General features: G+C 63.7%; 19 protein-coding genes. 2 read left to right on the forward strand and 17 right to left on the reverse strand.

Annotation, left to right across the window (positions count from 1 at the left end; translation table 11 throughout):
* The first annotated feature begins 9 nt into the window (after positions 1-9).
* Positions 10-210: a hypothetical protein gene (locus B2U07_RS07240; protein WP_296276553.1), complete on the forward strand. Its 201-nt coding sequence runs from the start codon at positions 10-12 to the stop codon at positions 208-210.
* Here the strand turns inward: B2U07_RS07240 and B2U07_RS07245 are convergent.
* The 8 genes from B2U07_RS07245 to B2U07_RS07280 form a co-directional block, all read right to left on the reverse strand.
* Positions 207-443, reverse strand: a complete 237-nt coding sequence (locus B2U07_RS07245; RefSeq protein WP_296276556.1) for a hypothetical protein — start codon at positions 441-443, stop codon at positions 207-209. The two genes, B2U07_RS07240 and B2U07_RS07245, sit on opposite strands and share 4 nt — an antisense overlap.
* A complete protein-coding gene (locus B2U07_RS07250; RefSeq protein ID WP_296276558.1) occupies positions 443-2200 on the reverse strand; it encodes a hypothetical protein in 1758 nt (585 codons plus the stop codon). Before B2U07_RS07250 ends, B2U07_RS07245 begins: the two co-directional genes overlap by 1 nt.
* On the reverse strand, positions 2200-2688 hold the full coding sequence (locus B2U07_RS07255; protein ID WP_296276560.1) for a hypothetical protein: 489 nt from the start codon (positions 2686-2688) through the stop codon (positions 2200-2202). The genes B2U07_RS07250 and B2U07_RS07255 overlap by 1 nt, the downstream gene beginning before the upstream one ends.
* A 287-nt stretch (positions 2689-2975) precedes the next feature.
* Positions 2976-3947 (reverse strand): hypothetical protein, encoded by a 972-nt coding sequence (locus tag B2U07_RS07260; protein ID WP_296276561.1) that lies wholly within the window; start codon positions 3945-3947, stop codon positions 2976-2978.
* Complete coding sequence (locus tag B2U07_RS07265; protein WP_296276563.1) at positions 3947-7528, reverse strand: hypothetical protein; 3582 nt, start codon at positions 7526-7528, stop codon at positions 3947-3949. The genes B2U07_RS07260 and B2U07_RS07265 overlap by 1 nt, the downstream gene beginning before the upstream one ends.
* Positions 7529-7572: 44 nt before the next feature.
* A complete protein-coding gene (locus B2U07_RS07270; RefSeq protein WP_296276564.1) occupies positions 7573-8031 on the reverse strand; it encodes a hypothetical protein in 459 nt (152 codons plus the stop codon).
* Complete coding sequence (locus tag B2U07_RS07275; protein WP_296276566.1) at positions 8031-10967, reverse strand: phage tail length tape measure family protein; 2937 nt, start codon at positions 10965-10967, stop codon at positions 8031-8033. The genes B2U07_RS07270 and B2U07_RS07275 overlap by 1 nt, the downstream gene beginning before the upstream one ends.
* Before the next feature lie 387 nt (positions 10968-11354).
* The gene (locus tag B2U07_RS07280) at positions 11355-11813 is read right to left on the reverse strand and encodes a hypothetical protein (RefSeq protein WP_296276568.1); all 459 of its coding nucleotides are present in this window, start codon (positions 11811-11813) and stop codon (positions 11355-11357) included.
* Positions 11814-12238: 425 nt separating this feature from the next.
* Between B2U07_RS07280 and B2U07_RS07285 the strand changes: the two genes are divergently transcribed.
* Positions 12239-12433, forward strand: coding sequence for a hypothetical protein (locus B2U07_RS07285; RefSeq protein ID WP_296276569.1), 195 nt, complete (start codon positions 12239-12241; stop codon positions 12431-12433).
* Positions 12434-12547: 114 nt separating this feature from the next.
* On the opposite strand, the gene B2U07_RS07290 is transcribed toward B2U07_RS07285, so the two are convergent.
* The 9 genes from B2U07_RS07290 to B2U07_RS07330 all read right to left on the reverse strand — a co-directional run bounded on the left by B2U07_RS07290 (position 12548) and on the right by B2U07_RS07330 (position 21182).
* Complete coding sequence (locus tag B2U07_RS07290; RefSeq protein ID WP_296276571.1) at positions 12548-13570, reverse strand: hypothetical protein; 1023 nt, start codon at positions 13568-13570, stop codon at positions 12548-12550.
* A gap of 27 nt (positions 13571-13597) precedes the next feature.
* Positions 13598-14038: a hypothetical protein gene (locus B2U07_RS07295; protein WP_296276573.1), complete on the reverse strand. Its 441-nt coding sequence runs from the start codon at positions 14036-14038 to the stop codon at positions 13598-13600.
* Position 14039: 1 nt separating this feature from the next.
* Positions 14040-14363: a hypothetical protein gene (locus tag B2U07_RS07300; RefSeq protein WP_296276575.1), complete on the reverse strand. Its 324-nt coding sequence runs from the start codon at positions 14361-14363 to the stop codon at positions 14040-14042.
* A complete protein-coding gene (locus B2U07_RS07305; RefSeq protein WP_296276576.1) occupies positions 14363-14671 on the reverse strand; it encodes a DUF2190 family protein in 309 nt (102 codons plus the stop codon). The genes B2U07_RS07300 and B2U07_RS07305 overlap by 1 nt, the downstream gene beginning before the upstream one ends.
* A gap of 76 nt (positions 14672-14747) precedes the next feature.
* A complete protein-coding gene (locus B2U07_RS07310) occupies positions 14748-16850 on the reverse strand; it encodes a ClpP-like prohead protease/major capsid protein fusion protein (protein WP_296276578.1) in 2103 nt (700 codons plus the stop codon).
* Complete coding sequence (locus B2U07_RS07315) at positions 16825-18471, reverse strand: phage portal protein (protein WP_296276580.1); 1647 nt, start codon at positions 18469-18471, stop codon at positions 16825-16827. The genes B2U07_RS07310 and B2U07_RS07315 overlap by 26 nt, the downstream gene beginning before the upstream one ends.
* Entirely contained in the window at positions 18468-18692 is a 225-nt protein-coding gene (locus tag B2U07_RS07320) for a hypothetical protein (RefSeq protein WP_296276582.1), read from the reverse strand. Before B2U07_RS07320 ends, B2U07_RS07315 begins: the two co-directional genes overlap by 4 nt.
* Positions 18683-20665 (reverse strand): phage terminase large subunit family protein, encoded by a 1983-nt coding sequence (locus tag B2U07_RS07325; RefSeq protein ID WP_296276584.1) that lies wholly within the window; start codon positions 20663-20665, stop codon positions 18683-18685. Before B2U07_RS07325 ends, B2U07_RS07320 begins: the two co-directional genes overlap by 10 nt.
* Positions 20637-21182: a terminase small subunit gene (locus B2U07_RS07330; protein WP_296276586.1), complete on the reverse strand. Its 546-nt coding sequence runs from the start codon at positions 21180-21182 to the stop codon at positions 20637-20639. The genes B2U07_RS07325 and B2U07_RS07330 overlap by 29 nt, the downstream gene beginning before the upstream one ends.
* Between the last annotated feature and the right edge of the window lie 45 nt (positions 21183-21227).

Here is a 21227-nt window from a genome sequence, read left to right on the forward strand (position 1 = left end):
GAGGTGGTCATGGGTGACAAGCTGGTGCGGCGCGGGCTCGCCCGCAGAGTGGCGAGGCAATTCGCAGCGGCGCAGATCCTCGATGCCGAAGCGGCCGCGCTGACATTCGCGGACGAAGCGCTATCAGCCGAGGAAAGGCTGGAGGCTCACGCCGAGCTGCGAAGGCTGGCGAAGAGCATCGAGCCCAACCCCGAGGACTACCCCGCCTAAACATCCACATCAAAATGCGGCAGGTCCGGCGCTGGCCCGGTGATCGTGCCGTCCGCAATGTAGGCCTTGCTGTTCACGGGCACGTCGACACCGCGAACGGTGACGCGCACACCCGTGCGCAGCTCTACCTCGCTTAGCCCCGCCGTGGTGTTGATGCTGCGGACGATGGCCACCGTCCGCACGCCGCCGGGCAGCAGGCCGATGAAGCGTTTCCAAGGGTTGATAGTCGCCATCAGTGGTGCCGCTCCAGTCTGATCTGCTGACGCACGCGCACTGCCCCTGTGCCCTCGGCGCTGATGTCCACGCCCAGGCACAGCCCCACCCAGGGGCCAGTCTCCTCGGGCACGCGGTACAGGTGCGCCGGCAGGATCAGCCCCACGCCGTGGTCATCGCTGAACGGGAACAGCGGGATGGTCACGCTGACAATCTCGATATTCCCGCCCTTGCTCAGCTCGTGCGTACCGCGCGCTTGGTTGGCCGCCTGATCGGTCAGCCAGTCGTCGAACACATCGGGCGTCGGGTTGTTGCCAGCAGTGCCGGCACGGCGCACGAGCATCGAGCAGCCGACCGAGGTGCCGCTGGTGTAGCAGGCATTCCATGCGGGCTGCGGGGTCCACTCCCCGCCCAGGTCCGTCATCATCGCGGGCGGGATCACCCGCGTGATGGGCGCATCCACGTCGTTCCACTGCCAGGGCGGCAGCGGGTAACGCGGCACGATGTCCAGATGGTCGCTATCACGGGCAGGCAGCACCACGCCGCCAATCGTTTCGGCCAGCTTGGCGATAACCTGCATCGCCGTCTGGCTCTGGTAGCTCAGCGAGCCGGCCGGAAAGGTCCAATCCGTTGCGGTCCAGCTCAGCGTGAAGCCGGTGTTCAGCAGCTCGGCCTCGGCCGCCTGTGCGGCGTTGATCTGCGCGGCATTCAACCCACTGCGCAACGGCGCGTAGGGCGCGGCCAGCAGCTGGCCACGGGTCGCCCCGGTGATCGTGTAGGCCTCGGCCGGGAACTGGCGTTTGCGGCTGTAGCGCTCAACCAGCACCACCCACTTCCAGCCGTTCACATCCAGTTCCAGCTCGCCAGCGCCCTCGGCATCGGGCTGCACCAGCTCCAGCGCCGCGCGGGTGAAGATGTCGGCGCTAAACGTCCAGCTGAAGCTGTCCGCATCCAGCCCGATCTTGATGTTCTTCGCCTCGATGGGCGTGCGGCTCGGCAGCGCCACGAGGTTGACGGTATTCGCGATCATGTAGGTATCCAGAATGGTCGGATCGGGCGGCGGCTCCGGCAGCGGTTTGACCGGGCCGGGATAGTCGACGTAGGGCAGATCAGTCAGCACGCCGTCGACCTGGCGGGCCTTGCCCCATGGCAGGGTGCGCCCCAGGTTCAGCCGGCGCGCCGACTGCCAGCGCACACGGGTGCGCCGCATGTCGGTCGGCTGAATCGCGGGCGTCTCCGGTACGTAGCGGAAGTCGAAGAACACCTCGGGCGACGTGCTGGGGAAGTAGGGCCGGCCGCCGAACTCGAACACCAGCCAGTTAGGCCCCGGCACGTAAAGGCTGTCCTGCAGGGCGGTTTCGGCATTGAAGCGCGGGCCGAACTCATTGACGCGCCGATGCCCTGCCGCGATGGCCAGATCCTTGCGCGCTGGCTTCGGGTTGTAGATCAGCCGCAGGCGCAAGTCACGCGGCCTGATGGTGTGATCCCAGCCGCCGGCCACGCCCAGATCCTTCGCCGGCACCCAGCCCCAGGGCTGCGCGCTGGCTGGTGCATCGAGCTGGCCGGCAACACCCCAGCGCGCGGCCTGCTGCAGATCCCGCGCCGGCACCCGAGCCCAGGGCGCGGCTGTCGCGCGGCGATCCGCAACGCCTGCGATACGCCAACGCGCAGCGGCGCGGCGGTCGACCTGGCGCAGGGCATCCCACGGAATTGCAGACGCAGCGCGGTCGGCCGAGGCCGCACGGCCCCAGCCTCCACCGATTGAAACGCTGATCATCAGACTACCTCGACCGGCCCCGGCCCCAGTGCAATCGGCTGAAAGTATCTGTGAGCCACGGCACGCGCAGTGCCCAGTGGCTGCGATGGGTTCTCGCCCACCGCAGCCCACCAGGCAGGCTCAACGGACGGCAGTTGGCCGGCCTGGGTGATCTCATACACCCAGCCGGTGTACTGCGTCGGGCGGATGCGCTGGCCAACCTGCACGGCCAGGTCAGCGACGAACTGCACGCCGTAGTCATCGACCGCCAGCGCATAGACATCGCCCCCCACCACCCGCAGATCGATCTCGCCAGAGCCGCCAGGCGTAGGCCCGTAGCCGGCGATTCGCCATTCACCGTCGAAGGGGCGCTCCACCAGCACGACCTCACGGCTTGCCGGCATACGCTCGACACGCACACGCGCCTCGGCCTGCGCCGGATCGCCGGCCTGGCCGCCGTCGCCGCTGGTGATGTTGTAGGTATACGTTCCGCTTGCCGAGAACGTCATGTAGACCGCCCTCGTGCGCCGTGGCTCAGCTGGGTCGATACCCGTCACCAACCACTCCCCTTGAGCCAGTAGCGTCGCAAGATCCACAGGTACAGCGCGCGTGAACTCACCCTGATCAGCCTCGAACACTAGCGCCAACTGCCCGACCGAATCCCAGTCACGAAATATTCGGAGCCGCTTCCGGCCAGCGGTAGCCTCACCATCGCGCAAAAGCCGAAACCGCAGCAAGACTTTCGGCGGCGCGATGTACCCCGACACCGGAACCGAGCGCAGCACAGCTACTGTCATCACCAATACTCCGGTGCATCTGTCATCAACAGGGCCGTGCTACGGGGGTAGTACACCGGCACGAAATACTGCCAGCTCCCCCCGAGATTCACGGGGGTATTGGCTGTTCTGGAGTTGAACTGCCCTCCAGCGAAACCCAGGCTGTCAGCGATCACGCCCGGAAGATAAACAGCAAGCATCCCTGGCATGACCAGGCCCCGCAGATACCCGCCCCACGCGCCCGCGCCGTGCCAGTAAGGGCGCACAAGATCGAGCACGGGAGGTGTCCGCGCCACAGATTCCAAGCGGAACGTATCCGTGAGTCCATGCGTAACCACAGCCACACTGGCAGCATCAACCAAAAGGCCGGTCGAAGGATCGCGAAGCGCGGTGAACCCAGCCGCCGAAAAACCATTACTTTGGCTCGGCGAGGCGGTGGCAGTAGTGTTGCTGCCACCCACTGCAATGAAATTCCCAGCACTATCCTCACCCACATACAGCAGGAAGTTCAGCGCTGGGCCTGAAGCTACAACTGGAACCCACGGGCCCGCACCGGCGTTCGTGAGGCAATTCACTGAGAATGTGCGCTCATCGGCAACAACCATCCACGTCGACGCATCTGATGAATACGCCACCCATTGAATCCCGATGCGCTGCGGCACTGAGTTGCCAGCGGCAGTTCCACTCTTCTGTCCATCCCCTTGCAGAATGCCACTGGTCACCCCGGTGAACGTCTCTGACACATGAACAGTGACAACCCCCACAGAGAACGACAGCCCCACATACCCGGTATGGGTGCCATTGCGCAGTACTAAGTGGCTATCCCCCTCCGCGATAAGCGCCCATCCTGCAGCAGGTTGGGCGCCATAACCCGCAACCAGACAAGCCTTCAGAATGGTTTTTAGGCTAGAGAAATGCGCCAACGCATCTCGGGCTGACGAGTAAGCCAGCGCCGGGGCGCCTGGTTGGTCCCTGTGATACGCAGTAGCCATCAGTCAGCATCTCCCCGAACCTGCAGTTCGAACTTGTCATCATCGACGATGCCCTGCCCGCTGATGACGGTGCGGATGCACCACATCGGGCCGAGCGCCGAGTCCGTGTTGAAGCGCACCGCATTGCCAGCCGCCCAGCCGGAGCCCCAGCCTTCACGACGGATCGTGAAATAAGGCTGCCCGGTCAGCGCGTTGATCGGCGCGCAGTCGGTGCTGGTGTTGCCAGTGGCGATCACGCCCAGGCGTTCCTCCACCACGTTGAACGCGGTCGAGCTGGTGAACACCAGCGCCCACTTGCCAGCGATGCCGCCCGCGTTGGTGATGATCGGCGGGTAGCTCAGCTGGTTGTATTGCGCCGTGGTGGTGTTGCCGATGGGCGCGTCGGTCCAGTTCGGGGCACCCTGGCTCCACGTCTGCTGCGTGAACCAGGCATGAATCCGCGACTGCAGATCACCCCACGCCACCGCGCTCGACACCATGGCCTCGCCTGCCGGCAAGTCCCACGGCAGCGGCGCGCTAAACCCCAGCTGGCCGGTAATCTGCACCTCGGTGCACATGGTCATGTGCTCTACGCGGTCGCGCACGATTAGCGGCAGGCCGAGTGGGTTGCCCTCTTCGTCCTGCAGCACCAACGGGTTCGCCCAGGTAACGGTGCCCAGCTCGCGATCAGCCGTGAACGAGGTAGCGCGCAGCACCGTGCCGGCACCGTCCACCACCTCTATCTCTGCCTGTTGCGCGCGGTCCAGCTGCAGCGTGCTGCCAGCGGTCGGCGATGCCACAACGGTTTCGGCGGTGTGGTGGATCACCAGCACGTCGCCATCGCGGTAAACCGGCACGCGGCCATCGGCCGGCAGGCGCACCGGGTCAAGACCCAGCAGGCCGGCATCGAGCGGCAGGCGCGTCTGCACAACGGCGTTGTAGCGCAGCAGCAGCGGAATGACCGGAATGTCGCTGTTGCCGGTGTCGTCGGCCGGATTCGTCGTGAACGTCAGCCGGGTGATGCCGGTAGTCGCGTCGACGGTGCCGCGCACAATGCCGGTGTTGAACTCACCATTGAGGTTGCTCACTGCCGTTACGACCTCTGCAGTATCCGCGCGCACTGCCGTGACCTGCATACTGCCAGCACGCAGCGGCGCACCAGGCGTGCGGTACGTTGCAGCGGTCACGCTAAAACCCACCGCTGCCGTCAGGCAGGCCAGCACGCTCACCGCGCCCGAGGCGTTGCCGCCGTAGCTGCTGAGCGTCGCGGTACGGTCGGCATAGTTCACCGTGCCCACAGCCACCCCACCGTTAGTGTTGCTCGCCACGTCGCGGTACAGGATGCCGGAGCGGTCGCAGTACAGCCCACCGTTCCAGCTGAACAGCAGGCTGCCCGGCACGATGGGCTCGGCAATGCCTGGCAGCAGCTCGACGGTGATGCCGGGCTGGGCCTGGCTTGCAGTTTGCGGATCGGTGCTCACGCTGTCGGCCTGGGCCGCGTGCTCGACGGTGCCGCCGAACGACTCGCGTAGCTGCACATTGGTGGTTACCAGCACCGGCTCGGTGAGCTTGGGCTGCACGGCAGTGCCCTTCGAGCGGTTGCTGTAGGTGTACTCGACGTAGTCATACAGCGCTGCAACCTGCAGCGTCACCTGGCCGGTGGTGTAGTTGATGCTGCCCGCACGGCCACCCTGCCAGCCGCCGCTGCCGTTATCGTTGGCGACGTTAGCGATATCCCGATAGCCGTCATACACCGGCAGCACATTGCCCGCCTCGATCACCTGCCAGTTGACGGCTGGAGCGGCCTGGCGGCGTGTGGTCATCCAATTGACGCGTACACTGCCGGGCTTCAGTGGCGCACCCGGGATAGTAAAAGTCGCTATGCCACTGCCGTCGCTGCTCACGGCCAGCGCGCCGCTTTCTACGGCGCCGCGCTCCCAGGCGTAGGCAATGCCGCCGCTCGGCGTAGCGCTCAGCACCATGACCACCTCGCCCGAGGCATACGCAATAGTGCCAGTGCCGCCCGAGCCGCTCAGTACACCCTGCCCGTTGTCGGTGAGCGTGCGCACGGTGCCTGCCGTGAAAGTGGCCGAGAACGAGCCCGGCAGCACCCCGCCTTCAGGCAGCGTGTAGCGCACCTCCAGTTTGGGCACGACGCTGCCGCCAGAGCGTTCGGTGATGGCGTTGTCTGCCGAGCTGACGTAGCTGTAGACCAGCGAGCTGCCAACGTCGGGCAGCGCGTCGAGGGTCAGCGATACCGAGCCGGTGCCGAACGAGATGGTGCCTGCGCCCTCACCGGTCAGCAGGCCATCGCCTTGGTCGCGCAGTTCGTACCACTTGCCCAGGGCCATGAAGCTGACGTTGAGCGTACCGGGGCGCGGCACCGCCCCGGACAGGTTCAGGGTGTAGACATAGCCGCGATTGCCAAGCGTGATCTCGACTTCGCCGGTAATGGTGTCGCCGGTCGCTGCCGCGCCTGGGCGATAGGTGCCGTTCGCGCTACCCGTCCAGCTGGTGCCGGTGCGGGCCAGGGTGACTTCGCCTGTCTGGTAGTCCACGCGGCCGGAGCTAAGCCAGTTGCTGCCGCTCACGTAGCGCAAGCCGCCCTTGCTGTCATCGGCGTAGGTGCCGCCGTTGGCCACGATAGTCAGCGTGCCAGGCGCACAACCGGTGCCGAGGAACGTGCGGGATTCGCCCGCCAGCGCGCCGGCAGCAACGGTGAGCGCAACCGAACGCGCCGGCCCGGCCGGCACGTAGATTTGCCGCTGATAGCCGCCCAGCACGTCGACCAAAGCCGACTCTTTGGTGGTGCTCGGCACCAACTGGCTGTAGACGGACTGCACGCGCAAGGTCAGCGCGCCCTGCGCCACGGCCTCGGCCAACGGGCTGATGCCGTAATAACGCGCCGCATCGGCCACCTGGGTGGACAACACACGCGCCTTGGCCACACCGCTCAGCGCAGTCGGCGAGGTGCCGGCCGGGGTTACCTGCCCGCCCGGGAACTCGTTCAGCAGCGGCGCGCTGATCTGCAGATCCAGCCGGCGCCGGGTGAAGTTCACAAAGTTGCCGTTGCCATAGTCGTAGGTGAACTGCTCCAGGCGAGCGTCTACACCGGTCAGGCGCACGTACTGCGCCGCGGTGGCGGTCACCAGCTGGAACACGTCACCGATCTCCGGCACGCGCTGTTCCTCGCGCTGTACGCAGGCGATGGCGCGCTGGCCGGCCAGTTGGGTGCCGAGCAGATCGAACTGCGCAGTGGTGGCCGCAGCCACATAGCTCTCGATGGCGTTACGCGCATCGCGGCGTTCGTCGATCTGGCTGCCAGTGTTGAACAGCAGCACGCTCACGCGCGGGTCAGCGGGCGCCTTGGTGACGATGGCGTGCGCGCCGAGGTAGGCGTCGGCGTTCTGCGTCATCGGCCCGCCGAACAGCTTGCGCAGGTTGATGCGGCCAGTGGTGCGGTCGAGCCGGCTGATGTCGGGGAATACGTTGTTCACCTGGCCATCAACCACGGCATTGCCGGTGGCGCGGCCGCCGCCGTCGTTCTCGTCGGTCAGGCGCTGGCTTTTCAGCAGCTTTACGTCAGTTGCGGCAATGGTCATGCCATCAATCTCCAGGCAACAAAAAGCCCGCACGGGGCGGGCTGTCAGGGTTCGGGGTCGGGTTCCGGCTCAGGGTCGGGCGGTAGCGGCGCTACGGTGATCAGGCGCAGGGTGAGTTCGTATTCCCATTCGGGTTCGGGGTTCGGTTTGCGGAACACCTGCACGGCCTGCACCGGAGCGCCGGCCGCGCGATTCCACGTCACGTAGTGCTGCGAGCCATCCTGCAGGGTCAGCGGCATGACGATGCCAGGCTGATCGCGCAGCGCCTCGAGGGCGCGCACAGTCGCAAGCGTGAACCAGGCGCCGCCATTGCTGGCCAGCGTGATCGGTCGCCCGTACAGCTTTACGCCCTCCTGAATGATCAGCGCGCCGGTCAGGCTTCGTTCCTGCTCCTGCGCCACCGGGTCCCAATCGAACTGATCGACCCATTCCATCTGGTCGCCGCACAGCTTTGGATCTTCAGCGAGGTCAATGTCTCCCAACACCAAAGGGGCAATCGGCATTACAGGCTCCTCAGCCCGGCATTCGCGAGAATGTCGAGCAATTTGGTTTCGTCAGCATCTGAACCCAGGGCGACGTCAACCCCAGCGCGGCCTGGCACCTCCAGCCGGATAACCTTGCTCGGCGTTTGCGCTGCCTGCTGTGCGGTCGGCTGGGTGGCCTGCTGCGCCTCCATGCGTTTCTTCTGTTCCTCGGCCTGGCGAGCCATCGCACTTTCGCTCTCGATCTGCCGGAGCAGGCCAAGGGCGCGACTGGCGTTGGCCACGGCCTGGGCGTCACCGCCTGCCTGTGCCTCTGCCAGTTGAGCCTGAAGCTCACGCTGGCGAGCGGCAAAGCGGCGGCGCTCGATGTCGTCTTGCCGGCCCTGCAACCCGTCCAGCTCGTCCTGCAGGCTTTCAAGCGTGCTGCGCGTGGATTGCCCCATCTGCTGCATACGCTGGTTGGCGGCGTCGATAGCCGACTCCAGGCCACTCAGGTCGGAGCCATCAAGCAGGCTCAGTGCCTGCTTCATGCTGTTTGCTCGGCGCACGAACTGCTGCGCGGTGAGCGACCCACGCTCGTAATCACGCATGAGGCTCTGCAGGCTGGACTTCTGCGACAGAAACGCCTGTTGCGTCTGCAGGCTGGCCTGCTGGGTTTCTGCCATCCAGCGAGCCAGGCTGCTCTGCATCGGCAAAGCCAGCGACGCCCGCACTTCGCCCAGCGCCTTAGTGACCCCTTCAAGGCTCGTGCGGGTGGACTCCAGGCTGCTGGTGTCGATGCTCGGCGCCGCCGTGGTGAGGCCGCGCAGACGATCGTACAGCTCCAGCGCTGCACGGCTCAGCGACGCAACTGGCTCCCGGGCGCGGCTCATGACACCGCTGAAGAACCCCTCAACGGCGCTCATGTCGCGCTGTGCGTCGCTGGATTCCTTGCGGCGGCGTTCCATCGCCTCGCCGCTCGCCTTGCGCTCGGCTTCCATGCGCTTGCCGCTCTCGCGGCGTAGCTGCTCGCTGGTGACGATCGCCTGCTGGTCCGACTTGTTCTTATCGTCCTGGGCTTTCTTGCTGCCCTGCAGGGCCTGGGCTAGTTCCTTCTGGCGGGCGTTGAGTTTGTTCAGCTCGGCGTTGTACTCAGACGAACCCAGCTGGCCATCGTCATACAGGCGCTTGAGTGCCGTGCGAATAGCCGTTATGTCGCGGTCGGTTTTTGCATCACTGATCGCGCGCTGCACGTCGTTCAGGTTCTTGAGGCTTTCCGACGCGATACCCACCGAGCTGGCGAGATTCTTGGCACCACCACCTAACTCGGTCAGCCGGCGATTCAGCTCGACCGAGCTGGCGGCGTACTCCTGTTGACTGATATCGCCGCGCTTGTAAGCGGCATACATCTCGTCGCCGACCTGGCGAAGCTGTGCGACCGTCTTGGCCGCGCTGATTTGATCCAGCGCGCCCTGCATCGAGGTGACAGCCTGCCGCACGAAGTCAGCCTGGCTAACCGAGTCCAGCTTGATGGTCTCGGTCACCTCGGCCATCTTGGTCTTAGTGCTGTCGGAGACGCCCCCCATGGCATCATCCCAGGCCGCCCGGATGCCTTTGCCAGACTGCTCGACTTGGGCCACAAAACCAGCGGTGAGGCCATCCAGTGTTGCGCGAGCAGAGCCTACAGCAGAGCGGAGCCGGTCACCGCCAAGTGCATCCGGCAAGGCCTTTGCCACTATCTCAAGGGGAATCAGAAGCTTGCTTGCCAGATCCGTAGCGAACGCCCCGACAAGGGAAAGCCCCGCGGTCAGGCCATTGAACAAAGCCCGGAAGGGCAGAATGAATGCGTAAAACTTCTGCGGGGCGTCATCCAAGTGCTGCCCAAGGTTGCCTGCCCACGCTGCAGCATCGTCAGAGACCTTCTGAAAGTCGATCTCCAGCAGCTTTTTCGCGAATCGTTCAGCCCACTCTACGCCTTGGATAAAACCCTTGCTGAGTCCTTCGGCCAAGCGATCAAGCCGACCATCCTTGGCCATGTCGTCTAAGTAGTTGCTCACATCCAGCAGCTTGCGCTGCATGAATTCGAACGCTCCCGAATTCATAACGCGCTTGGTGAAGTCGCCAACCTGCTTGTCGATGGTTTTGAGCAAGCCGGCAAAGGTGCCCATCTTGGCCGCTGCCGCCGCGCCACCATAGGCCTCGGTCAGCATATCCATGATCACTGCCTGGGCTTCAGCCTTACGGCCCGTTGCCTCAAGCTGTTTCAGCAGGCGCTTCTGATCGGCCTCGAACTTGAAGCCCTGGCGGCCCAGCGTTGCGATGGCTTCGGATGGGGACTGCAGGGCGCGCCCTACGATCTCGGCCGACTGCTCAATACTGATGCCCAGGCGCTGCTGCTGATCGACAATGATCTGCATCGCCCGTGGAAACTCTTTCGATGCCACGTCGGTATACGACAGCAGCCGAGTCTGTGCCGACTGGATCTCTTCAGCAGTTCGCATCGAGCCGTCTTCGAGCTCATCCGCCATCGCCTGGAGCTGGGCGGTGGTGAACTCCGCTTGCCGGCCCGTAGACGCCAGGGCGGCATCCAGCTGAGCCAGCGATTGCTGCTCCTCTGAGCCGGACGTAGCAACCGCACGGATACCTTGCGCAACGAGGCCAAGCCCGCGCTGCACAAAGCCCATGGCGGCGTTCAGTGAAACGTAAGCAGCCGCGAAGGCGAGAATCTGGCGGGCGCCGGAGCTCATCGCCCCTCTGAGCGACTCGACCCTGGAGGAATGCTCAGCCGTTGCACGCGACGCCGCGGCCTGCTCACGCTGGGCGGCCTTGAGTTGAGCGTTGTTTTCATCCAGCGCGCTGCGAGCCTTATCAACCTCTGTAGCCAGGCGGCGCTGCTCGTCGCTCAGCTTGTTAGTATCGATACCGGCGGCCTTCGAGGCCTTCTCGGCCTCAGCCAACTGCTGCGTCAGGGCAACCAACTGGCGACGGCTGCGGCTGGCTTCGCGCTCGGCATCCTTGAGCGACTGCTGTAGGCCAGCGGCATCCGGCGTGGCATTCAGAGCATCGCGTAGATCGGTTACCTGCTTTTCCGCCTGTTCCAGATTGCGCTGGGCGCGTTCAGTGGCGCGCTGCAGTTGCTCCAGCTCCTTGGCCAGGCCGGCCGTCTCCTTGGCATTATCGAGCGCATGGCCGAGCTGCTCGGCCTCCTCGCGCAGTTTGGACAGCGCCTCTTCAGACTGCCTGGCAGCCGGCGATAGCTCGTCTTTGCCGCGCAGGATGAACTGGATCAGGCGGTCTTTTACGCTCATGCGCTTTTCTCCGGACATAAAAAAACCCGCCGAAGCGGGTTGTTTATAAATGCGTGCTTAGATCTTCAAGCTCTTAATTGAGCAGTTACTTGTTTCGGCCTGGCTATGGATGAACCCCATATCAAAGTCTCTGAAAACTCTCGTTTGGCCAGCCCTAACAATCTCGTAAATGGTGCGCGTGTTCTTATCGATGCGGGTACCGCTTGGCCCAAAGTGAACGCACTCAATCTCGATATCCTTTACATCTATTCCCCCCGAATTACGGATAGTGAAGTCCGCATTCATGAGAGCGCCACCAGCAGACTTGCTCCACGCAAACTTCTCAATTTTCGTAGCTGCCTCAGCCTGTGCCTGGCGCGAAATTGGAGGAGGAACGACCGGCGCAGGCGCTGGAGCAGGCGAAGATGGAGATGAAGAAGCAGCAGCTCGCTGGGGTGGCGCAGGGTTAACCATGATGTCAACCATAAACCCGAACAGCCAAAGCCCAGCAAGAACGGCCACGATCCAGGTAAACAAAGAAGTCTTCTTCTTTGCTGGAGCACCACACAACGGACAACTGGCGGCATTTTTACTTATGGGCGACCCGCAACTTCTGCATGGAATTAGCCCTTTCGCGAAAGTTGGGGCTGGGGCTGGGACTGATGGTCTTACCGGCTCTGGCGGCGCAGAAACCGAACGCCGCAACTTAAGCTCCAATGCCTTCTCATAGAAAGCACCGCACTCAGGGCAACGTAACGGCTCACCGAAGCTGGCAACCGAACCTTCATGATCACAAGTTGGGCATTGCATAGGGCTCCCTCCCACAAGGTAGTGGAGGGAATCTACCATCACAATGCCAGCACCGAAACCCGAAGCGCGCCCTGTACGAAACCCCAGCTACTGCGGCCGACCTTCCGCGGCTACGCTATTGCGCTCTTCCATTTCAAGCTGGAGCAACCGCAATGACTCAGCGGCCAGATTTCGATGCTGGGCTTGCAGGCCTTGCGCAAGCAGCTCAGGCATTTGGGAACAAAGAGCCGGAAGGTGTAGATCCAAAGGTGCAGATTGAATACCTGTCGGCGACGACCCAACTGATGCGCCTGCAAGTGCGCTTTCAAAAGCTTCGCGCGAAATTCCCACCGAAAGATCAAGGCTGATCCCGCCAAGGGTGGCTCCCATCCGCAAGGTGACGATCGGCGTTGAAGGCTGCATAACATAACCTCTGTAGAAGCAAGTCAAAGGCAGCGATGGCCATCCCTGGCCCAGCAGCATCAAGCCGCCTTTGCCGCCTCGCGGTAGGTGTAGAACTGCGACAGAGTGTCACCAACACGGGTGTAGTCCTGCAGCAGCTCGAAGGTGACGTTGTACGAGGCGTACTCCGCACCGTTCAGGCTGATTTCCGCGATGTCGTCGAAACTCACGCGGTGCAGGGTGTAGTCATACACCTGGCCGTTCTGAGCGTCGTTCAGACCGGCAAAGTGCAAGCTCTGCTCGGTCGGCGCCGCCTTCAGGATCTCCGACACCGTGGCCTTGAGGCGACCATAACTGCCGACGATACCGCGCGTACCGATGGTCGAGCCCTTCGGCAGTTGGATGCCATAGGGAGTGATGATGTAGTCGACGCCCACCTCTGCCTCGGTACCCGCACCAACGGTAATGGTGAAGGCATCATCGGCGACAAAGGCGGTACCGCCAGCAGTGACGGTAAAGCTCAAGCCGCCACCGGTGAACGCCTCACCGACCGTGCCGGTACCAATCACGGTAGTGGCTGGGCTCGGGCCGGTCACCTCGAAGGCGGTGGCGCTGGTGAACTCGACACCGTACTGACCAGACGCTGCGCCATTCACTGCAACGGCGCCGATGGTACCGTTGCCGGCGTTGCCCGAAGCGGCCGAAGCAGAAGCGGTCGCAGGCGGAACCAGAATAGTCACCGGCTCGGTAGTGTCGACCAGGTTCTTGAAAACGATCAGCTCGTTCTCCAGGCCGCCAGTCGGGTGCGCCTCGCCGGTTACAGCGCCGGCCGGAACGCCGACGTTGACCGCGCGCACGGTGAGCGCCAGTTGCGACGGGCCGCAGTCGTACAGGGTGAAGCTGCCGGTGATGGCAGTGATCTGCGACTTGGAGTTGTTGTTGCCGATGCCGGTGCGGAAGTTGCGCAGGCTCTTCTTATCGGTGGCGTGCTGAATCTTCAGCTCGGTGCTGTTGCCGACCTCGAGGTGGCCGCGCTGCGACTGCCAAGGCTTGGCACCGAGCACACCGAAGCCGATCAGCGAACGATCAGGTGCGTGAAGCATGGTGTTTCTCCTGAATGGAATTGACCGCTACTGGAGCGGCTGGGTGTAGGTGACTTGCAAGGGCATGACGTGAGCGGCCCAGCGGCGACCATCGCCCGGGCGGGTTGGGGTCTCCTGCAGGAAGCCAGCAGAGGCGATGCCGCCAATGCTCTCCAGGCCGCACTTATGGCCACGCGTGGCGACCTTTACCGCCAGGCGCTTAGCACGCAGGCCGCGTGAGTACTGGCGCAGCTTGCTGACCAAGACGATGTTGATAACGGTGGTTTCCGGCACGCTGTTCTGCATGCGCGGCTTACCGTTCAGCACCTCCTCGGTGGTGCCTGGCTGCAGGACGATGAATTCATCCGGAAGGCTGTCGTCTTCTGAGTCGAAGATGGCGCGCACGTCGCCCTCCTCGACCTGCCCAACTGGCGCCAAAAGCACCAGCAGCGCATCGATGGCTTCGCTTTGAATGTCGCGGACTGTCATATCAAGGCACCACGTAGAAGGTGACGAGATGGCCGTCATCGGCGGCAATGCCGTCGATATGCCAGGTCTTGCCATCCATGACGAAAGCGCCCTGGCGGTCGAACGGCTGCAGCAGGTGTTTCTGGATGGCGTGTGTGCGAAGCCGCTCGATAGCGCCATCCATGGCGTCATCGTCCGGCAGGCGCTCCACCTCCAGCTCGACGATCACCGGCACGTCGTCTGCCAGCACCTGACCGGTGCGGCTCAGGTACTGGCAAACGCCGTCGCCCAGGTGGCGCATTACTGCCGCGTCCAAGCGGGCGATGCGGTCCCTGAAGCTGCGCATCAGTTGCTCAGGCGGCAGAGCGCGAAGCCGTCGGCGGTGGCGCCGGCCAACTTGCCGTACAGCGCGCCCGAGGCGACGGCAACCAGGGCGCCGTCAGTCAGAGCCACGCCAGCGCCCTGAGCCAAGCCGGCAGCGGCAGGCAGGCGGAATACGCCAGTGGTCTTGGCGGCGAACACCTCGCCTTCGGCAGCGGTGACCAGGGCCACGCAGTTGATGGTACCGATGCGATAAGCACCGCCGGAGACCACGCCGCCGGCAGGGGCGACGAGGTCGAGGACGTCACCGTCCTGATGGAAGTTCTGGGCCATGAGGGTTTCTCCTGTGGCATTGGGGTGCGGAAACAAAAAGCCCCGCTCTGGGCGGGGCTTTCAAGGTGGGTGCCTATCAGGCGCCGTTGGACTTCTGCAGGCCGCGGTAGTCCAGCGGTGCGACGCCGGCATCGATGCGCACCTTGGTGGCCACGCCGTCGACAGTGAAGCCCTGTTGCTGCTCCATGTAGGGCAGTTCGTTGCCGTCGAGGTAGGCCACCTCGATGGTGTCCGAACCCTGGCGGGCGGCCAGGTAGAAGGCGGTAGCCGACGCATCGTCCAGACGCGGCTCGCCGATCACCTCGGCGAAGTTGCGAATCGGGTTTTCAATGCCGGAGTTCGAATCCGCACCCGGCACCGAGGCCGAGCGGATGATCTGCTTGGCCTTGTCTTCGAGCGCGACCGGGGTCAGCACGAAGGCCGGGCGAATGTTAAGGGTGCGCGGCTTGCCGCCTTCGACCTCGGTCTTCTGAGTGGCCATCTGGGTCTTGGCCTTGCTCAGCGACTCGATGGACAGCGCCGAGGTGCCACCAGTGAGCAGGTTCTTGTGATCGGCATGGAACAGCGTTTTGCCGTCCGACAGCGCCGGGTTGCTGGTGAGGATGGCGTAAACCAGATCACCAATGGTGGCCTTGGCCGCCATGCCCATCTTGCGCGGGATGTCGGTGAGCATGTTCATGTCATCGTTGATGATGACCTGGCGGGTGATGCTGAAAATCTCGCCGTAGGTGGCCAGGGCAATCGGCTGAGAGCGACCGCCAACAGTCACGTACTTGTACTCGGCGCCCTCGCGCACCTGGCGCAGCGACGGGAACTCACCCAGGCCGACGCGGTGCATGGTCTTGAAGTCGGAGAGGAAGCCCTTTTTCGTCCAGAGCTGGAAGGTTTCCAGCGCCTCTTCCCAGCCCGCCAGCATCGAGCGGTTGGCCACATCGATCAGGATGGTGCCGAAGTCGCTGGTGGTGTGGGTGAAGGCCAGGCCGACCATCTGCATCGGGTTCATGCTGGCAACGCCGATGCCGCGATCCGCCAGGGAGGCGCGAGCCAGCTCGCGCAGGCTCATGAAGTTATAGCGGTTGTCGTTCTGCTGCTCCTCGAGGCCGGCGCGAGCCAGGACGGAAGCACGGACAGAATCGCCGACGAGGTTGCCGTTGCCGGCGAAGATGTGGGCGTTCGCACCCCGGCCACCGGACGGGCCGGCACTCGGGGTGGCGCCACCAGCCAGCGAGGCCAGCAGCTTGGCCTGAGCCTGCTCGATGGTCACAGCGCTATCCAGCAGCAGATCGTTCAGCATATCGCCATGGGAAGCGGCGAACGGCTGGAATACGGCGCGGATGCCATCACGGCGGGTACTCTCGGCGGCCTGAATCTGGGCACGCACAGCGGCCTCATCGGGCGCAGCTGCAGCCGGAGCGGCCGGGGCAGCGGGTGCCGCCGGGGTCGGTTGAGGGGTCGGGGCAGCCGGGGTCGGAGCGGACGCGCGCGGCTGCATCAGGGTTTTGAGTGCTTCGGGCATGTGGGCGAACTCCTGCATGCGTTTCGAGTTGAGTTGAGCTGCCGCGGCGAGCGGCTCGGTGAGTTGGTCGGCGAAGCCGGCCTCGACAGCCTCTCGGCCATCCATCCAGGTCTCTGCCTTGAGCAGTGCCTTGATGTCTTCCTGGGACTTCCCGGTCTTGGCCATATAGGCGGCAACCATGGTGTCCTCGATCTTTTCCAGCAGGTCGGCATAGCGGCGCATGTCGTCCGCCTCCCCGCCCTGGATGCCCCAGGGGCGATGCACCATCATCATTGCGTTCTCGGGCATGTAGATGGTGTCAGCGGCCATGGCGATGACGGTGGCCATCGAGGCGGCGAGGCCGTCGATGTGGGCCTCGACCCGGGCCGGGTGATGCTTGAGCAGGTTGTAGATCGCCGTGCCCTCGAACACGTCCCCGCCAGGGGAATGGATGCGAAGGCTGATCAGCGACAGATCGCCCAGCGCCTTGAGCTCACGCGCAAACTGCTGCGCGGTGATGCCCCAGGCGCCGATTTCGTCATAGAGCAAGATTTCGGCGACACCCCGGGAGAGCGCCCTGATGCTGTACCAGCTCTCGGCCGGCTTGGTTTCGTTCGTCAGCGCTACAGCCATGGCCAGCGGGGCCAGCAGCAGGGCGCTACTCATCTTGCGTTGGCTGCCCATTGGCGCCTCCTTTTTGGTCGGGTTCGGTGGTGAAGTCAGGGCCGGGAATCTCCAGATCAGCGCCGTACTGATTGACCAGGCGTCTCGCCTCGTCACTGGTCAGCACCTTGCCGACGCCCAGATAGGCCTTCTGAATCGCCTCGACGGCGCTCATTTCCTTTTCCTGGGCCAAGCTGTGCGCGGCATCCGAACTGAACACCAGCCCCAACTCGCGGTTCTGCTTGATCTCGGCGGCGCGCGACTTCTTCAGTTCCTGCGGGTTGCGGCCACGAGCGCGGGCCACTTCGGCCTCATCGGCGAAGCCAGCCTTGACCAGGCTTTCCCAAGCGGTGGCCTCGTGCACCGGGTTGATCCACGGCATGACCGGGCCTTGGTACACAGCCGAAAGCAGCGTGCGCATGTCGACGTCGGCCGGCGGCTTGAGCGCGCCGGAGGCAACCGCCAGCGTCAGCCAGGTGCGGTACACCGGGCGGCACCAGTAGTCGATGAACTCGTGCTGCAGGACGTCGTACCCAAGCTGGGCTTCGACCAGCTCCTGACGCTGCGCCGAGTAGGTGCCGTCATAGGATCTGGCGATGGTCGAATAAGCGCTTCGGCCAGCAGCAGCCACCGCCCGGAGCATGCCGTTGCGGTAGCCCTCCAGCATTGGGTTCGGCCGATTGCTCTCGAACATCGCCAGGTCTTCACCTGGCTGCAGGTCGTCGAAGATCATCCCCGGCGCAATGGGGAACGAGCCGCGCTTGCTTTCGGGGGCTTTCTTGTCGTCGTACTCGTGCGCCTCGCCCTTCTTGATGTAGAAGGCCATCGCCGCCGCGATACGGGCCGCAATGCGCTCGCTTTCCTCGTAGTCCTTCAAGTCGGCCAGGCGGGTCAGTGCGGCATGCAGCAGCGGCACGCCACGGTTCTGACCGATGCGCTTGCGGTTGGCGATGTGGATAACACGATCGGCCTCGACGCGCTTGGTGCTCTGGTAGATTCCGTGCCCAAGGTCACCGGGGTGTGCCTTGAGCAGGTGATAGGCACGGATGCGGCGCCAGGCGTCGCGCTCAATGCCCTGGATGATTCCTTTCGCCGTGTCGTTGTACTCAAACGGCAGGTAATCCGGCTCCAGCAGCTCGAGCGCGAACGGCACGAGGGTCAGGTGCCGGTAGTTGGCCACTGGTCCCATGATCTTTTGCGCGAGGCCTTCGCCATCGCGCAGCCAGGTGCGGGCCACCAGGCGCTCCATCTGCGGGCGGGTCAGCTCGCCGGAGGTCTCCGGACGCAACGACCACTCGGCCCATGCGCTCTTGATCTGGGCGTTGAACTCCAGATGCACATCACCAGCAAGGGTCAGCACCAGGGGTTCAACACCGATGCCGGCGCCGCCAACCACCCGTTCCTCCAGGCGGTCGAACAAGCCGGTAACGATGTCGTGGTTCTCGTCCAGCCACCGGCACTGCTCGCGCAACGAGCGGCCAGCAGCCTGTAGCGCCGCGTCAGCGGAGCGCGCCTCACCCTTGGCCTTGTGGGTGCGAGATGGCTTGGCCGCCTCATACGCACGAATCACCGCTTGGTGACGCATGCGTTGAGCGACGAAGCCAGGCGCCAAGGGCGCCAACAGCCGATCAATCCAGTTCATTCGAAGGACGCCAGCTTGTACGGGCGGGATTGCCCACCAGCCATACGCTCAAGGCTTGCCACCTTGCGCTCCCATTCCTGCCGACCGCGGCGAATCTCGCCGAGGTCGACCATGGTCAGGGTGCGACCACCGAACGAAGTGGACTTGCCCAGCAGCACCTCCTGCTCGGCGTCGACGTAGCGCTGCAGAATCGCGCGCGCCTGCTCAAGGTTCATAGCCATGGACTGCCACCTGTTGTGCTCAGGAAGGCGTTGGTCACCTCCTGCGCGGATTGATTGGGGGTCTGTTTCTCGATCACGTCGGCGGCAACCGGCTTGGCAGCAGCCAGGCGGGCAGCCTCCAGAGCTTCGAGGTCGAAGCCGAAACGCTGCTGACTGATCCGCAGCGCGGCCAGGGCATACACTAGGCAGTCGAGCGCCTCGTTGCGCCGCCCGCCCGAATCCCACCGGAGTTCCCTTTTGCCCTTCACCATCACTGGCTTTTTGCGCTCGGCGGTGAGCTGCTTCAGCTCGTCCTCGTCGCACCAGTCGATCAGAGGCAAGTGGATGCAACCGGGCGTCGGCACCCAAGGCTGCGGAACCTCGATATTGAGGCGGCCGTAGATCAACTCCTTGGCGTTGTCGGTACCGACCTCGGTCTTGTAAATCTTGTTCTTGCGGCGCTTCGGGAAGTTGGCGATAGGCTTGCCGTAGGTGCTGGCACCGAAGATCGGCACCACCCAACGCACGCCATGCTTGATGCTTTCCTCGGCCACTTCGTCGGAGTAGTGACCGCCAGCATCCCAGCAGGCGCGCTCAACACGCATCGGCGTGCCGTCGGGCCGTTTGAACTCCCTGTTCAGCTCTAGCCCGACCTTGCGGCGTAGCTCGGCACTCGCCGGGTCGCCGGTGAGAATCGTGGTTCGCAGCAACCAGGCCTCCTCACCAACACCGAACCCCCAATGGCGAACCTCATATCGGTCGTCCTGGGTATCGATGCCAACGAAAATGCCGAGCACTTGCTCGGGCACACGGTCTGTGCACGGGTAGATTTCACGCCGGCCGTAGAGGGTTTCCCACTCCACGCGCTCGCCCTGATCCTCAATCCACACCTCGCCGCGCGTGGTGTTGATGAAGGTGATCAGCTTTTCCCGGTCAGTACCGACAACCAGCCATTCATCCACGAGCGACAGCCAGGTCACCCAGGTGCTGTAGATCGCCCAGCAGTAGAACGAAATGGAGCGCGGCGTGCTGGTCGGCTCGTTATCCGGGCCAAACCACTCCATCGCATCGCGCGTCCAGATGCCAGTCGCCTCGCAGATCCACCGGCCTGCCGACTGAGCGGCGACCATATCCTGATGTAAGAAGATGCAGGCGCAGTGCTCGCAGCTGTACCAGGCTTTAACCGCCTCGTTTCGCTCGTTCTTCTCCCACTTCAGGCCGTACTCGCAATCCTTGCCGCCCCACTTCAACACCTGCTCTTTGTGGCAGTGCGGGCACGGCACATGGAAGCACAGCCTGATCGGCGATTCCTCAGCCGCCTTGGTGATCTGGCAGTAGCCTTCCCGACCTGGCGTAGAGCCGCGGGTCGACTTCGGATAGACCGCACCATTGAGGCGCTTGTCACCCAGGAAGGTCGGCGAGCCTTCGCCCTCGACGTTGGCGTCGAACTTCGACAGCTCGTCGTAGATCACCTCGTCGGCCGACTTCTCCCGGTAGTTCCGGGCGGCCTTGCCGCCGCGAATCCAGAGGTTGCGGCGATTAGAGAAAACCTTGTTGTCCAGCGTGTTGTCGCTGTGCTTGCGCCCAAACCAGGGCGCCAGGGCCAGCAACACCGGCACGTCACGAATCAAGCCGTTGACGTGCTGTTTGCTGATGTCCTCGGCGTCAGGATCGGTCGGCGACCACATCATGACGTTGCGGCGCTTGTGCTGGATCTTGTAGCCGATGTTCGCCATCAGCAGCTTGGTGTAACCGATCCGCGCCGACTTCACGAAGTTGACGACCTTGATCAGGTCGTTGCCCATCGCGTTAAGGATCGCCACCTGAAACGGTGCCGTCTGCCACTTGCCCTCGTTGTAAGAGGACTCGGCCGACATGTAGAAATGCTTGTCCGCCCACTCGACCGCCGTCATCGGCGGTTCCTTGTACAGCGCCTGCAACCCGAGCTTGACCGCCTTTGCTAGGTCAAGTGTCCAGGGTTGATAGGTACTCATCGAGGATTCCCGGTAGGTCGTCGCCGAACTGCGCGGCGATGTTGCGGGCCATGGCTATCTCCCGCTCGAAGCTCTCAAGGATCCGGGCGTCAAGTTCAGGGTGGCGGCGGCTCACTGTCTTACAGACGGTTTCCAGCTTGGAGCCGATCTGCGCGGCGATCCGAGCCAGGGCGAAGGTGGCGAATGCGACCGGCACCAGCTCTTTCTCGGCGACACGGTTTTTCTTCTCTTGAGCGTCAGCCTGGGCAGCTGTCAGCCGGATGCGCTCAAGTGTCAGCTTGTGCTCGGCGAGAGGATCGATAGCCTCGCCATCAGCCCCCTCTGGTTGTTGTTTCCGCGTTGCGTGCTCGATGCGGTTTTGCACCACATCCTGCACCCGAAAGAAGGCCTCACGACCAATCTTGGCTACTGGCTCAACGCCCCATTTATCAAAGGCTTGCGGGGAAATGCCGAGCGATTTCGCCATCTCGGATTTGTTCAACCATCCCGGCTGCCTGGTTGTTTCGTTTTTGGCCATGACTAAACAACAACCAACCTCCGGAAATGGGTCATACATATTTGG

Source organism: Pseudomonas sp. UBA7530, from assembly GCF_002479365.1.
Classification (GTDB): Bacteria; Pseudomonadota; Gammaproteobacteria; order Pseudomonadales; family Pseudomonadaceae; genus Aquipseudomonas.

Bases quoted from the DNA above. Each gene is read 5' to 3' on its own strand.
- B2U07_RS07250 (WP_296276558.1), bottom strand. From the start codon at position 2,200: ATGATCAGCGTTTCAATCGGTGGAGGCTGGGGCCGTGCGGCCTCGGCC.
- B2U07_RS07305 (WP_296276576.1), bottom strand. From the start codon at position 14,671: ATGGCCCAGAACTTCCATCAGGACGGTGACGTCCTCGACCTCGTCGCC.
- B2U07_RS07300 (WP_296276575.1), bottom strand. From the start codon at position 14,363: ATGCGCAGCTTCAGGGACCGCATCGCCCGCTTGGACGCGGCAGTAATG.
- B2U07_RS07325 (WP_296276584.1), bottom strand. From the start codon at position 20,665: ATGAGTACCTATCAACCCTGGACACTTGACCTAGCAAAGGCGGTCAAG.
- B2U07_RS07245 (WP_296276556.1), bottom strand. From the start codon at position 443: ATGGCGACTATCAACCCTTGGAAACGCTTCATCGGCCTGCTGCCCGGC.
- B2U07_RS07315 (WP_296276580.1), bottom strand. From the start codon at position 18,471: ATGAACTGGATTGATCGGCTGTTGGCGCCCTTGGCGCCTGGCTTCGTC.
- B2U07_RS07270 (WP_296276564.1), bottom strand. From the start codon at position 8,031: ATGCCGATTGCCCCTTTGGTGTTGGGAGACATTGACCTCGCTGAAGAT.
- B2U07_RS07290 (WP_296276571.1), bottom strand. From the start codon at position 13,570: ATGCTTCACGCACCTGATCGTTCGCTGATCGGCTTCGGTGTGCTCGGT.
- B2U07_RS07260 (WP_296276561.1), bottom strand. From the start codon at position 3,947: ATGGCTACTGCGTATCACAGGGACCAACCAGGCGCCCCGGCGCTGGCT.
- B2U07_RS07310 (WP_296276578.1), bottom strand. From the start codon at position 16,850: ATGGGCAGCCAACGCAAGATGAGTAGCGCCCTGCTGCTGGCCCCGCTG.
- B2U07_RS07265 (WP_296276563.1), bottom strand. From the start codon at position 7,528: ATGACCATTGCCGCAACTGACGTAAAGCTGCTGAAAAGCCAGCGCCTG.
- B2U07_RS07320 (WP_296276582.1), bottom strand. From the start codon at position 18,692: ATGGCTATGAACCTTGAGCAGGCGCGCGCGATTCTGCAGCGCTACGTC.
- B2U07_RS07255 (WP_296276560.1), bottom strand. From the start codon at position 2,688: ATGACGTTCTCGGCAAGCGGAACGTATACCTACAACATCACCAGCGGC.
- B2U07_RS07240 (WP_296276553.1), top strand. From the start codon at position 10: ATGGGTGACAAGCTGGTGCGGCGCGGGCTCGCCCGCAGAGTGGCGAGG.
- B2U07_RS07330 (WP_296276586.1), bottom strand. From the start codon at position 21,182: ATGGCCAAAAACGAAACAACCAGGCAGCCGGGATGGTTGAACAAATCC.
- B2U07_RS07285 (WP_296276569.1), top strand. From the start codon at position 12,239: ATGACTCAGCGGCCAGATTTCGATGCTGGGCTTGCAGGCCTTGCGCAA.
- B2U07_RS07295 (WP_296276573.1), bottom strand. From the start codon at position 14,038: ATGACAGTCCGCGACATTCAAAGCGAAGCCATCGATGCGCTGCTGGTG.